Genomic DNA, 11469 nt, shown 5'->3' on the forward strand with positions numbered 1-11469 from the left:
CCTCCCCCTTCACGGGGGAGGCCGGGAGGGGGTGCGCCCCACACACCGACGCAGCGCGCTAAAGCGCCGCGAACCCCACCGCCCCGGCACTTTCGAGCGCCAGCTCGAAGGTCACCTCACCGGCATGGTCGGCGGAAAATTCCAGCGCCACGATCTGGAACGGGCCGGAAACCGTGCCGAAGCCGGGCAGCAGCAGCTGCCAGGTGCGGATGGTGCCGGCAAAGAACAGCGCCCGCACCTCTTCGTCCGACGCCTGGTCCTTGAATACACCCGAACCCGAGATCGCGGCGCGCCGCACGCCGCCGCCTTCGAGCAGTTCGCGCCAGCGCCCGGCGCTTTCGGCGTCGGTCACGTCCACCGGCGCGGCGTTGAAGGCGAGGCTGCGCGTGCGCAAGCCGGCGACGGTCAGATAATCGCCCGATCCGGTGCGGTCGAGCTTCACGAGCATGTCCTTGCCGCTCTGGGCTGCCATGGCTGATGATCCTTGTTGGGGTGAAAGGCGGGTCAGGCCGAGGGTTCGGTGAAAAGTCCCAGCGTCAGCGTGGCGCGGGCCCGGCCGGTGCGGGCATCGATCGCCGTTTCGGTGCGCTCGTGGCGCCTCAGCGTCACTGCCAGCCCATCGGGAGCAAGCGGCGCATCGAGCGCCACCGCGACCAGCCGGTCGACGATCGCCAGCGCCTCCTTGCGGCTCGGCCCCGCCGCCCAGGCCTGCAAAACCAGCCGGTGCGTGTGTCCGGGCGCGAGGTCACCATCGCGCGGGGCGATGTCGTGGCGAAAAATGGTGACATAGGGCGGCTCGCGTCCGCGCGGCGGCGCATCGAACACGCCATCGGCCCCGATCAGCGCCACCAGTACAGCGTCATCGGCAAAAGCTGCGCGCAGTGCTCCCTGCAGCGCCAGAATGGGGTGGGTCATGGCGCTATCCCGTCGTCAGGGTTTCGCTGCAGGCGCAGGCGATGAAGGCGCGTCGCCCATCGATATCCTCGGCTCGCTCGACAAAGAGATGCCGGCCCCGCGCCGTCAGCCGATCCCCCGGCTTCACGTCGCCCCGGTAGCGCAGCGTCACCATATGGGTGATGGTCACGCCGCGCCCGTCGGCCTCGGCCTGCCTGCGGCTCGAGAGCGCCCGCACCCGCCCCCAGAGGGTCGCAACGGGCATGTAGACCACGCCATGCCCACCCTCGGGTTCCGCCGTCATCTCCTTGCGGGCAAAACCGATCCGGTCACGCAAGAGGCCGATCGCGGGCAGCGTCTCGCTCACAGCCGCACCCTCCGCCAGGGGGTCAGCAGCGTATCGATGCCCATGGGCACGATGCTGCCCGATCCGGCGAGGATCACCGCGTCGCGGTTCTCGAACCAGTGCGCAACGAGCCGCAGCAGCGCCAGCCGCAGCCCCTCGGGCACATCCTCCGGCGCCTCGCCGAAGCCGGCGATGAAGTCGATCTCGAGCCCCTGCCGCTCCCGCAGGGGCGGCTGCGCCAGCAGGCGCGGCAGAAACAAGCGGGGCGGATGCGATCCGCTTTCGGGCATAATGCCGGCCAGCGGCACCGCCTGCGCCACCCCGTCGCCGTCATAGGCGGTAATGGCCTCGAGGCTAATCAGCGGGCCGATCGGCAGCGGCACGATCCGGTTGGCGGGAAACGCATCGCGCACCAGCCGCCAGCTCTGGGCGATCAGCGCCCGCCCCGTCACCGCCTCGACATGGATGCGCGCGGCGGTGACGAGCGTTGCAACCAGCCCATCCTCGCCCTCGCCATCGAGCCGCAGATGCGCCCGCGCCTCGGCAAGGCTCACAGGCTCCACAGCGGGCCCCGCCAGGAGATAGGAAGTCATGGCAATGTCCTTGGTTATGAATGGCGAGAGGGCCTGCGCCCGGACGGACCGTGGCAGCCTGGCACTCAGTCCCCCCGGAGGCTCCATCGCCACCGGAGACCTCGGAGGCCCTCATCCTGAGGAGCCTCGACAGAGGCGTCTCGAAGGACGAGAGCCGGGCACCCCATCCCGCCCCCACCCCTGGGTCGTCCCTGCGAAAGCAGGGACCTCCGTTTGCGATGCGGACGGGCCAACAGAGGTTCCTGCTTCCGCAGGAACGACCCGGTAGAGGGGGAGAAACGATTAGCCCGAACCTCGTCCTTCGAGGCCCCGCTGATGCGGGGCGCCTCAGGATGAGGTTCGGTCGCCTCAGCTCGCGGCGAACTTCAGCAGCTTGATGGCGTCGAAATCCTGCACGCCGCCGCCGACACGCTTGGTGGTGTAGAACAGCACATGCGGCTTGGCCGAATAGGGATCGCGCAGCACATTCACCCCCTGCCGGTCGACCACGAGATAGCCGCGCCGGAAGTCGCCGAAGGCGATCGGGGTGGCCGCAGCCCCGATATCGGGCATGTCCTCGGCCTCAACCAGCGGGAAGCCGAGCAGGGTCGAGCGGCCGCCCGCGCCCGCCGCCGGCTGCCAGAGATAATTGCCATCGGCATCCTTGAACTTGCGGATCGCCCCTTGCGTCCTGCGGTTCATCACCCAGCTGGCATTCTGGCGATAGCCGGCCTTGAGGGTGTAGACGAGGGCGACCAGCACGTCGCTCTCGTCCTCGGCCGGCCAGTCGCCCGAAACGCCGGTCGGCAGATACCCGATCTTGCCCCACTCCCAATCGTCCTCGGCCGCCTGGGTGTAGTTGAGAAAGCCGCGCGGGCGGTTGGTGCCGTTGCCCGAAACGAAGGCCGTGGTCTCCTGCGCCGCGAACGCCGCGTTCACCTCGTCGGCCAGCCAGGCCCCCACATCCACCGCCGCATCATCGAGAAAGGCCGAGGTCGCCGCCGGCATGGCGTAGAGTTCCGCGGCCGGAAAGGCGAGGGAATCGAGGGTGGGCGATGCCGTCTCCGGCCGCGCCGCCGTCTCCCCGGCCCAGCCGGCCGCCGGCCCGGTCAGGGTGACCGGCTTGCGATAGGTGCCCGAGGAGATCACCCGCACCCCGGCTATGGCGCGGATGGGCGACAGCGCCGTCATCAGCCGGGTGATGGCTGCCTCGGTCTCTTGGGGCACCACATAGCCGCCATCGGGGTTCGAGCCGATCGAGAGCGCCTTTTCCTCGCCGCGCTTCACATAGGCGGCAAAGGCCTGCTTGTACTCGTCGGCGGCGGCCGGGCTCCCGCCATCGAGCTGCGGCCGGGCCCGGTCCACCGCCTGCCGGTCGAGCGCCGCCTTGGCCCCGTCGATGGCGCGGTTGAGGCGGTCGAGCTTGTCATCGATCAGCGTATCGGAGGATCCGCGCCGCTCGATGCGGTCGAGCCGCTCGTCATTGGTCTGCTTGAAGGTCTCGAAGGCGTGCATCAGCTCGCCCAGAAGCGCCTCGGCGCCGCCGGCCACGGGCTGGGCCCCGGCGCCGGCCTTGGTCTCGAAGGCATCGGTTGAAAAATCGGTCATCGGGTTCATCCCTCGTTGCGGATTGCGGAAAAGCGCCGGTGGCGCGCGATGCGGGCGGCGTCGAGCATGGGAAAGGTGACGATGGAGATTTCCCACAGGTCGACCTGCCAGAGCCTGCGGCCCCCGCTCACCGGCTCGCGCGTGGCGCGCCGTGTGCGAAAGCCGATGGACAGCCCGTCGAGCGCGCCCTTTTCGATCAGCCGCCGCAGCGCATCGGCGCGCGGCACGCCGGGCACCAGCCGGCCCTCGGCCCAGAGGCCGAAGCCGTCCTCGACGAGCTTTTCCCAGATGCCGACGGGCTCTTTCGGGTCATGCTGGAAGAGCAGGCGCACCTGCTCATGCCCGCGCGCTGCGAGGCTTTTGGCGAAGGCACCCTTCATCACGATGTCGCCGGTGTCGTCGGGGCGGCCGAATACGCTGGCATAGCCGGCGAACTGCCCCTCCTCGTCGATGGCGATATGGCGGGAGGCGAGCGCCATCAGCTGCGCTCCGGCTGCGCCGGGGGCGGTGCCGGGTTGCGGGTGCCGGCCTGCCGTCCGCCATTGGGCGCGATGGCGCCGGCGATGTTCCAGGCGAATTGGCGGAACACCTGGGCGTGTTCCGCGCCGGCTTCGCGGGGGGATCGGTTGGATCTCGTCACTTGTCTCTCCGCTGGAAAAGCTGGTTGAGCGCCGCGATTTCCTTGACGAAATCGTTGAAGCGCCGGTTGGCGGTGCTGAGCTCGCGCAGGCTCCAGGCCAGAAGCGTCGATGCTCCCGAAGCCCAGAGAAACAGCGCCAGATGCGCCAGGTCGCCGCGCTCGGCGACGGTCTTGGTGAGTGTGTCCATCTGCCGTATCGTGTGGTGGTGAAGGATGGAGGGAGCCATGCCGACGGTGTTGCGTCTTGCCGGCTACCGGTTCTTCTTTTTCGCCAATGAAGGCGATGAGCCGCCCCATATTCACGTCGAGGCGGGCGACGGGCTTGCCAAGTATTGGCTTGAGCCCGTGGAACTGGCATCATCGCAGCGGTTTAAGGCCCATGAGCTGTCGACCCTGAGGCTTGTGATCCAGAGCAACCGCCAAAAGTTTCTTGAGGCGTGGAATGAATTCTTTAGTGCTTGATACCGAGCCGGTCGCAATCGACGTCACTGTCGAAGCCGATGTTCTGCGTGTCGTCCTAGGCGATGGCCGCCAGATTTCCGTGCCGATCGAGTGGTTTCCGCGCCTCAGGGACGCCACAGCCACAGCTCGCGCCGATTGGCGGCTTTTGGGCGGCGGTGTCGGAATTCACTGGCCGCAGATCGATGAGGACATATCGATCAAGGGGCTGCTCGCCGGCCGCGGTGCCCGCAACCGCGCTGCTTGAGCCCTATTCGCCGACCCCAAGCATCGCGCGCTTTTCCGCATCGGTGAGGAAGCCTGCCTCACTCACGCGTCGCCAGAGCTGGGCGCGATCTTCGGCGAGCGCCTCGACCGCGTCGAAATCGGGGATGATCTCGATCCCCTCGCCAAAGGCGGGGGCGAGCCAGAATGACAAATCGTCGGCCACCCGCCGCACCAAGGGAATGATGGTCTGCCGCCAGAGCCCCCGGCTCGCTTCCACGAGGTTGGCATAGGTATTGTCGCCCGGAATGCCGAGCAGCATCGGGGGCACGCCGAAGGCGAGCGCGATGTCGCGCGCCGCCCCGTTGCGCGCCTCGATGAAATCCATGTCGCGGGGGCTGAGCGCCATGGCCCGCCATTCGAGCCCGCCTTCGAGCACCATCGGTCGGCCGGCGTTGCGGGAGCCGGAAAATCCGTCCTCCAGCTCGCTCTTGAGCCGCTCGAACTGCTCCTGCGTCAGGTGCCCGCCGGTGGTGTAGACCAGCGCGCCCGAAGGCCGGGCCGAATTGTCGAGCAGCGCCTTGTTCCAGTTGGCCGAGGCATTGTGCAGGTCGATCGCCTGGCGCGCCGCATCGAGCGGGGAGAGCCCGTAGTGATCGTCAAGCGGGTTCATCAGGCTCATATGCAGAACCCGCGCGATGGGCAGGCTGTCCTGCCGCAGCCGTGTCGTGCGCCCGCCAGCCGTGTGTTCGTATCCCGTGATCCAGCCATCGGGGCCGGCAATCACCTTCACCCGGTCGGGTCGCAGCACATGCAGGCCCTTGACCGCACCGTCGATGATCGCGGCATCGAGATAGGCGTTCCCCGCCACCATCAGGTGGGCATAGACCATTTCGAGCATCTCGCTGCCCGATTGCCGCGCATTGGGCCGGCGCAGCAGCGCGAGCGCCGGGTGTTCGGCCAGTCGCCGCCCACCCTCCTCGATGCGGAAGGGCACGCGATTGGCCGCCTCCGCCACCATCCGCACGCAGCGATAGACCACGGGGTTGCGGGCAAAGCCGGCCTGCCCAAGCCCGCCTAGCCCGGCCGCGGTCCATTCGGCGGGGCTGAGGCTGTCGATCCGCACGAGGTGATGCACGGGGGCGGCCTTGGTCTCGGCCGGCCGCGCGCCCTGCCCGCCCGTGAGGCGGCTGAGCCAGTTCGGCATGAACGCATTCCTTGTTGCAATCAAATGGGTCGGCTCAGAGCCTGCGCACGCGCGGCCCCTGGTCGCCCAGCATCAGTTCGGTCAGGGCCCAGACCAGCGCATCGACCCGGTTGGGCGAGCGCCCCTCGCTCAGCCCGTCGGCCCCGAAGGCGCACATTTCGTCTTCGAGCGCGCCCAGCCCGGCCGCGTGGCGGATGAGCCCGCGGGCATAAAGCGCCGCCACCGGTTCGGCGCGCAGCCACTTGCCCCGGCTCGCATGCACGGATTTGACCGGTACGGAGGGGTCGATCTGGGCGATCATCTGGCGCACCAGCTCGCCGCCCTGGTTGACTTCGGCCACCACCAGATTGGCCTCATGGGCATGAAAGGCGCGCACCACGCGCTCGGCCCAGATCACCGGGGGCGCCGGATGCAGCGTCGCATCCTCCAGCACCACCGCCCCCGCTTCGCTGCGGGTGGCGACGACGATGCCGCAGGCATCCGATGTCTTTTTGCCCGTCACCGGCGGGTCCACCGCCACCACGGTGCGCCCCGCCTCGGTGCCCGGTTCGGGCCGCAGGAACTGGTCGCGCCGCCACAACGCATCGGGCCGGTCCTCGATCAGCTCGCCATCGAGCTCCTGTCGCCCCAGCACCGTATCGCGATAGCGCGCCACCACCACCTCGAGAAAAGCCGGCGCCAGATGGCTGCGATTGTCGGCGGTCTTCATCCGCGTCACCACCGTCTGCCCGTCGTGCAGCAGCCGCTTGATCAGCGGGGTGGGCCGTGGCGTCGTGGTCGCCAGCTGGCGGGGCCGGGGCCCCAGCCTCAGCCCGAATTGCAGCATGTCCCACGCCGCTTCGGGGTCCGGCCATTTGGCCACCTCGTCGCACCAGGCGGCGGCAAATTGCGGACCGCGAAACCGATCCGGGTCCGAGGCCGAAAGCACGCTCGCCACAGCGCCCGAAGGCCAGGTCAGCGTCGTGCCCTTGAGCACCGGCCGCTCGGCCGGCGGATGTACCGCCAGAAGCCCGCTTTCGCCCCGGATCATCACCGCGATCGCCTCGGCCATGGTTTCCCCCACCAGCGCGATGGGCGAGACCGGCACCGGCGCGGTGGCAAGGCTGCGGATCCATTCGGCCCCGGCGCGGGTCTTGCCCGACCCCCGCCCGCCGATCAGCAGCCAGGTCGTCCAGTCGCCGGGGGGCGGCAATTGCTGGGGCCGCGCTGTCAGGGCAAAATCGTACCAGAGCTGCGTGATCTCGGCTTCGCTCAGCCCCGCGACGGCGCGGGCACCGATCGAGCGCTCCACGCCTCAGTCCTTGACCAGCCGGTCGATGCGCTCGGCCAGCTTGCGCCGCAGCCCCTCGGCATCCACGCTCTGGCGGCGCGGCGCCTTGCGGGCAGTGCGCTCGTCGATCTCGATCAGCTTTTCGAGCGTGGTGACGAGCTTGCCCAGCGCCGCCATCTCGCGATCGGGTTCATCGGACATCATCTTCTCCATGGCCAGGGTCTGGCGGTCGAGCAGGCGAAAGAGCCGGCCGACCATTGCACCGCGATCGACCCGAACTCCGCGCTGGCGTGTCGCCCAGGCCTCGCGGCGCGAGCGCCAGTCGAGCTGGCTCCGGGTGATGCCGTGGCGGACGATGATCTCGCGCACCAGCTCTTCACCGGCCTCGTATTCGGCCCGCACCGCCGCCCAGTCGACCGCCGCCGCCGGCGCCGGCGCCTCGCCTTCGGTCACATCCGTCATCGCTGTCCTGAAACTATGAAGGCCGCCGGGCTCAGCGCCCAGTTCTGCGACCATGGCAGAACTCTACCCCATCACCGTGACGCGGGGATAAGTTTGTGGCGGGCAATGAGTTTGTGGCCTCTCCCCTGCCTCCCCCGAGCCCTCATGCCTTTGAGCCCTCATGCTGAGGCTTCCAAGCGACCCGCAGGGTCCGGGCGCTCCTGTGGAGCGACCGGAGCGCAGGAAGGCCATGAGCGCTATGCGCGAATGGCTCGCCAAAGGCGCGTCTCGAAGCACGAGGGCGGGCAGCACGGTGCGGGCGAACCTCGCCCTTCGAGACGCCCCTGCGGGGCTCCTCAGGGTGAGGTCCTCTCTATCCTTAGCAGCCCCCGACCCACCCCCACGCACCGGGTCATTCCCGCGAAAGCGGGAATCTCCGTTCGCTTGCAGGCGCCCCCAAGCCCCTTACTTCCGCGGCAACCCCGCGTCCTCATCCCCCCGCCCCATCAGCACGCGGCCCGGCAGCGCCTCCTGCCCGGCCCGGCCCGCCAGAAAACCCGGCGCATGGCAGAAGCGGCCGGCCAGCGCCTCCCCCACCCAGATCTCGAGATCGGCGATCCGCCCATCGGCCTCGCGCGCCGAAGGGTCGGGGCTTTCCACCAGAAGCCGGTCGAGCGCGTAGAGATAGCTGGCGTGGCGGAATTCGAGCAGCGCCACGAAGCGGGTGATGGCGATGGCGTTGTCCTGCGCCCGCAGCGCCACCTGCCGGGTGAGCCGCGCATCGGCCACCGCCAGCTGGCTCGCCGCATAAGCCCGTTGCGCATCGAGCTCCATCACCGCGCAGATCGCCGCGAAGGCCTGAGGCAAAAGATCGATATCGGCCCGCACATGGTCGGCCACGGTGCGAAACCGCGTGCCCGAGGAGGCATAGCCCGTGCTCTTGAGCCAGTTGAAATAGCGCGACAGATCGAGCTTTGCCCGCGCCGATGAGGCGATGCGCACCCGCCGCAATTCGGCCGAGGCATCGAACACCCAGTCGGCGGCATGGGGCGAAATCTCGTAGCGCCAGAGCCGGTCGGCCATCTCGCGCTCGGCATCGGTCACGATGAGGTCCGAGCCGCCCTCCCCGAAGAGCCGTGCCCGCCCGCTGCCCAGCGCCGGCAGCACCTCGTCATGCCACACCGATGGCTTGGGGCGGCCGAAATCGCCCAGCGGACGCGGTTGCGCCAGCGCTCCGCTGGCCGTCGCAAGCGCGAGCACGAGCCCCAGGCCGACACGCGCCAAAGCCCTCATCCGCGCCGGCGCCGCGAGCCGCTGCGCTGGTCGGGTTTGTCGGGCTGCGGTGCTTCGCTCCGCTCGTAGCGGATGCCGGTGAACAGCAGCAGCTTGCCCGGCATCGCCCCCGGCGGCGGCGGTTTTCGGTCCGTTTCCGGCTTTGCAGTAAACGACAACAGCTTTCCCAATCCGGCCTCCATCGACGACGGATCGCCCGGCCGGAATGGCCGGTTCGCCGCCCGGGCCGGCTTCCCCAAGCCGGCTTCGAATTCGCCCCGATGCCTGCCATTAGGGGTTCGGTAAGGTTAACAGTTCGCTAACGATTGACTGGAAGATTGGAGGTCAACGCGATTCGCGCCGCCGCGCGTGGCTTCCTGGACACAAGATGGCCGGCTTCCAGCCCTACGATACCTTCCAGCAGATGATCGAGACCGGGGGTCTTGATCGCACCAACACGCTGCTCGTGGCGGCCTGCGATGCCTTTGCGCGCCGCAGCAAGCCCACCGCGGCCGAAACCGAGCAGTTCCTCGCGCTTGTGGACAGGCTCTTTGCCGCCGGCAGCCCCGCCGCCCGCTCCAAGGCCGCCGCGACGCTCGGGCGATCCGACAGTCTTTCCCCCGAGCTCGAAGCGCTGGTGGTGGCCAATATCGGCAGCGACCTGCCCGATTTCCTCGTCGCCGCCACCCGGCTCAGCGAAGCCACCATGCTTGGCGTGGTCTCCACCGGCGACGTGCTGGCCGGCGCCGCCCTCGCCCGGCGGAGCGATCTCACCAATCCGGTGCTTGCGCGGCTTTTCCAGATGAACAGCCGCAAGGTCTATCGCGCGCTCGCCACCAACACCGCCATCCGGCCCTCGGGCGCCTATCTCGGGGCATTGGCCCGCGCCGCGCAGATGGATCATCAGGTCGCCTGGTCGCTGGCGGCGCGCGATGATTTCGATGCCGCGCTGCTCGCGCCGGCCTTCTTTGACCTCAACGAAGCCGACCGGCTCAAGGTCATTTCCGCCTTTGCCCGCCGCCCGACGCCCGAGGCGCCGATCAGGCGCACGCTCGAACAGCTCACCGTCGCCATCGACGAGCTGACCCGCGCGCTGATGAAACTCTTCTCCGAAAACCGCCGTCCCGAGGTCACACGCCTCCTGCACCAGATCACCGGGCTCGACGAGGTGCGCTGCGGCCAGATCGCCCATGATTCGAGCGGCGCGGCACTGTTCGTCATCCTGCGCGGCTTTGGCTGCCGGGCGGCCGACGGGCTCAAGGTGCTCATCCACGCCACCGCCCACGACACCGATAGGTCGGCCGCGCTCGCCACCTTCTCGGAGCTTTTCGACAGCGTCAGCGCCGATGCCTGCGCCTATCTCATGAGCTCGTGGCGCGGCGAGGTGAACCTGCTCGATCTCGGCAAACCCGAATTCGCCCCCTTCCGCGCCGAACCGGTCCGCCGCACCCGCACCGGCCTCGCCACCCGCACTGTGGGGGTAGAAGCCGCCATCGAAGCCCTCGGCAAACTCAGCACCCGCCGCGCCAGCTAGGCGCCGCCCTCGTCCTTCGAGGCTTTGCTTTACGCAAAGCACCTCAGGATGAGGGCCGAAAGGCAGGTGCAGTAGATACTTTCTCTGAAACCCCTCAGAACCTCATGCTGAGGCTTCCAAGCGACCCGCAGGGTCCGGGCGCTCCTGTGGAGCGACCGAAGCGCAGGAAGGCCATGAGCGCTATGCGCGAATGGCTCGCCGCAGGGGCGTCTCGAAGCACGAGGTTCGGGCTCTTCGCTTACCGCTTTCTCCGGCTGGCCAATCGCGGCAAATCCTCCGACTGTCCCGCGATCAACGCCTCCTTCTTGGCGCGGCTCCAGCCTTTGAGCTGTCGCTCCCGCTCGAAGGCGACAATGAGGACATTGGTGACCTCTGAGTAAGCCAGCTCCACCGGCGGCCGACTTTGTGTATACCCAGCGATCAGACCGCCATTATGCTCTGCAACGCGTTGCTCGATCGGCTTGCGGGTGTTACCCACATAATAGGAGCCGTCAGCGCAGCGCAGGATATAGACCACTATGTCCACAGCACCGCCCTCGTCCTTCGAGGCTTTGCTTGCGCAAAGCACCTCAGGATGAGGGCCCGAGGGGCCAGTTGCAATAGATACCTTCCCTAAAATCCCTGAGAACCTCATGCTGAGGAGCGCCGAAGGCGCGTCTCGAAGCACGAGGTTCGGGACCCTCCCCCCCTAAACCACGCTCACCCCGATATCATCCCCCCGCATATCGAGGCTCACGAGCCAGAAATCGGGGTCGAAATCGGCCTCGCGCCGCAGCCTTTCGCGCACATCAAGCGCGGGCGCGCGGGTAAAGCGGCGCTGGAACACGCGGTCGGTGCCGTCGTCCTTGCGCAGCGCCATCGGGGCGGGAGCGAAAAGGCTCATCGTGCCGTCGAGATGATCGATCTCGATGAACACCTGCCCCGCGATCGGATCGCCCCGGCGCGAGAGCACGCAGAGATGGCCCTTGTCATTGTGGCGACGCACGAAGGCGCCGACCCAGATATCGCTGCGCAGCATGGCT

18 protein-coding genes are annotated in these 11469 nt (G+C 68.3%); 3 read left to right on the top strand and 15 right to left on the bottom strand.

Annotated features, from left to right (window positions below; translation table 11 throughout):
- Positions 1 to 58 precede the first annotated feature (58 nt).
- The 8 genes from BT183_RS15055 to BT183_RS15085 form a co-directional block, all read right to left on the bottom strand.
- Positions 59 to 472: a phage major tail protein, TP901-1 family gene (locus tag BT183_RS15055; protein WP_072345053.1), complete on the bottom strand. Its 414-nt coding sequence runs from the start codon at positions 470 to 472 to the stop codon at positions 59 to 61.
- A 32-nt stretch (positions 473 to 504) separates the two neighbouring features.
- On the bottom strand, positions 505 to 915 hold the full coding sequence (locus tag BT183_RS15060; RefSeq protein WP_072345054.1) for a DUF3168 domain-containing protein: 411 nt from the start codon (positions 913 to 915) through the stop codon (positions 505 to 507).
- A 4-nt stretch (positions 916 to 919) separates the two neighbouring features.
- The gene (locus BT183_RS15065) at positions 920 to 1261 is read right to left on the bottom strand and encodes a phage head closure protein (protein ID WP_072345055.1); all 342 of its coding nucleotides are present in this window, start codon (positions 1259 to 1261) and stop codon (positions 920 to 922) included.
- Positions 1258 to 1833 carry a head-tail connector protein gene (locus BT183_RS15070; RefSeq protein ID WP_072345056.1) on the bottom strand — a complete coding sequence of 192 codons (576 nt, stop codon included), beginning with the start codon at positions 1831 to 1833 and terminating at the stop codon, positions 1258 to 1260. The genes BT183_RS15065 and BT183_RS15070 overlap by 4 nt, the downstream gene beginning before the upstream one ends.
- 348 nt (positions 1834 to 2181) lie before the next feature.
- Positions 2182 to 3420 (bottom strand): phage major capsid protein, encoded by a 1239-nt coding sequence (locus tag BT183_RS15075; protein WP_072346233.1) that lies wholly within the window; start codon positions 3418 to 3420, stop codon positions 2182 to 2184.
- 5 nt (positions 3421 to 3425) lie between these two features.
- The gene (locus BT183_RS15080; protein WP_072345057.1) at positions 3426 to 3899 is read right to left on the bottom strand and encodes an HK97 family phage prohead protease; all 474 of its coding nucleotides are present in this window, start codon (positions 3897 to 3899) and stop codon (positions 3426 to 3428) included.
- Positions 3899 to 4060: a hypothetical protein gene (locus tag BT183_RS20805; RefSeq protein WP_177282576.1), complete on the bottom strand. Its 162-nt coding sequence runs from the start codon at positions 4058 to 4060 to the stop codon at positions 3899 to 3901. Before BT183_RS20805 ends, BT183_RS15080 begins: the two co-directional genes overlap by 1 nt.
- Positions 4057 to 4248 carry a hypothetical protein gene (locus BT183_RS15085; RefSeq protein ID WP_072345058.1) on the bottom strand — a complete coding sequence of 64 codons (192 nt, stop codon included), beginning with the start codon at positions 4246 to 4248 and terminating at the stop codon, positions 4057 to 4059. Before BT183_RS15085 ends, BT183_RS20805 begins: the two co-directional genes overlap by 4 nt.
- 37 nt (positions 4249 to 4285) lie before the next feature.
- On the opposite strand from BT183_RS15085, the gene BT183_RS15090 reads away from it, so the two are divergent.
- Positions 4286 to 4522: a DUF4160 domain-containing protein gene (locus BT183_RS15090; protein ID WP_072346235.1), complete on the top strand. Its 237-nt coding sequence runs from the start codon at positions 4286 to 4288 to the stop codon at positions 4520 to 4522.
- Complete coding sequence (locus tag BT183_RS15095; protein ID WP_072345059.1) at positions 4503 to 4766, top strand: DUF2442 domain-containing protein; 264 nt, start codon at positions 4503 to 4505, stop codon at positions 4764 to 4766. The genes BT183_RS15090 and BT183_RS15095 overlap by 20 nt, the downstream gene beginning before the upstream one ends.
- A 3-nt stretch (positions 4767 to 4769) precedes the next feature.
- Here the strand turns inward: BT183_RS15095 and BT183_RS15100 are convergent, their stop codons facing one another.
- The 5 genes from BT183_RS15100 to BT183_RS20810 all read right to left on the bottom strand — a co-directional run bounded on the left by BT183_RS15100 (position 4770) and on the right by BT183_RS20810 (position 9104).
- Complete coding sequence (locus BT183_RS15100) at positions 4770 to 5930, bottom strand: phage portal protein (protein ID WP_072345062.1); 1161 nt, start codon at positions 5928 to 5930, stop codon at positions 4770 to 4772.
- Positions 5931 to 5964: 34 nt separating this feature from the next.
- Positions 5965 to 7221, bottom strand: coding sequence for a DNA-packaging protein (locus BT183_RS15105; RefSeq protein ID WP_342078964.1), 1257 nt, complete (start codon positions 7219 to 7221; stop codon positions 5965 to 5967).
- Between the two features lie 3 nt (positions 7222 to 7224).
- Positions 7225 to 7662, bottom strand: coding sequence for a hypothetical protein (locus BT183_RS15110; RefSeq protein ID WP_072345065.1), 438 nt, complete (start codon positions 7660 to 7662; stop codon positions 7225 to 7227).
- Positions 7663 to 8106: 444 nt separating this feature from the next.
- The gene (locus BT183_RS15115) at positions 8107 to 8925 is read right to left on the bottom strand and encodes a hypothetical protein (protein WP_072345068.1); all 819 of its coding nucleotides are present in this window, start codon (positions 8923 to 8925) and stop codon (positions 8107 to 8109) included.
- A gap of 5 nt (positions 8926 to 8930) precedes the next feature.
- Positions 8931 to 9104, bottom strand: a complete 174-nt coding sequence (locus tag BT183_RS20810) for a hypothetical protein (RefSeq protein WP_177282578.1) — start codon at positions 9102 to 9104, stop codon at positions 8931 to 8933.
- A 197-nt stretch (positions 9105 to 9301) separates the two neighbouring features.
- Between BT183_RS20810 and BT183_RS15120 the strand changes: the two genes are divergently transcribed.
- Positions 9302 to 10447: a DUF2336 domain-containing protein gene (locus BT183_RS15120; RefSeq protein WP_072345071.1), complete on the top strand. Its 1146-nt coding sequence runs from the start codon at positions 9302 to 9304 to the stop codon at positions 10445 to 10447.
- 238 nt (positions 10448 to 10685) lie between these two features.
- Here the strand turns inward: BT183_RS15120 and BT183_RS15125 are convergent, their stop codons facing one another.
- On the bottom strand, positions 10686 to 10973 hold the full coding sequence (locus BT183_RS15125) for a GIY-YIG nuclease family protein (protein WP_072346239.1): 288 nt from the start codon (positions 10971 to 10973) through the stop codon (positions 10686 to 10688).
- A gap of 162 nt (positions 10974 to 11135) precedes the next feature.
- Entirely contained in the window at positions 11136 to 11465 is a 330-nt protein-coding gene (locus BT183_RS15130; protein ID WP_072345073.1) for a DUF1491 family protein, read from the bottom strand.
- Positions 11466 to 11469: the final 4 nt, after the last annotated feature.

The organism is Devosia enhydra (genome assembly GCF_900119845.1).
Taxonomy (GTDB): domain Bacteria; phylum Pseudomonadota; class Alphaproteobacteria; order Rhizobiales; family Devosiaceae; genus FPKU01.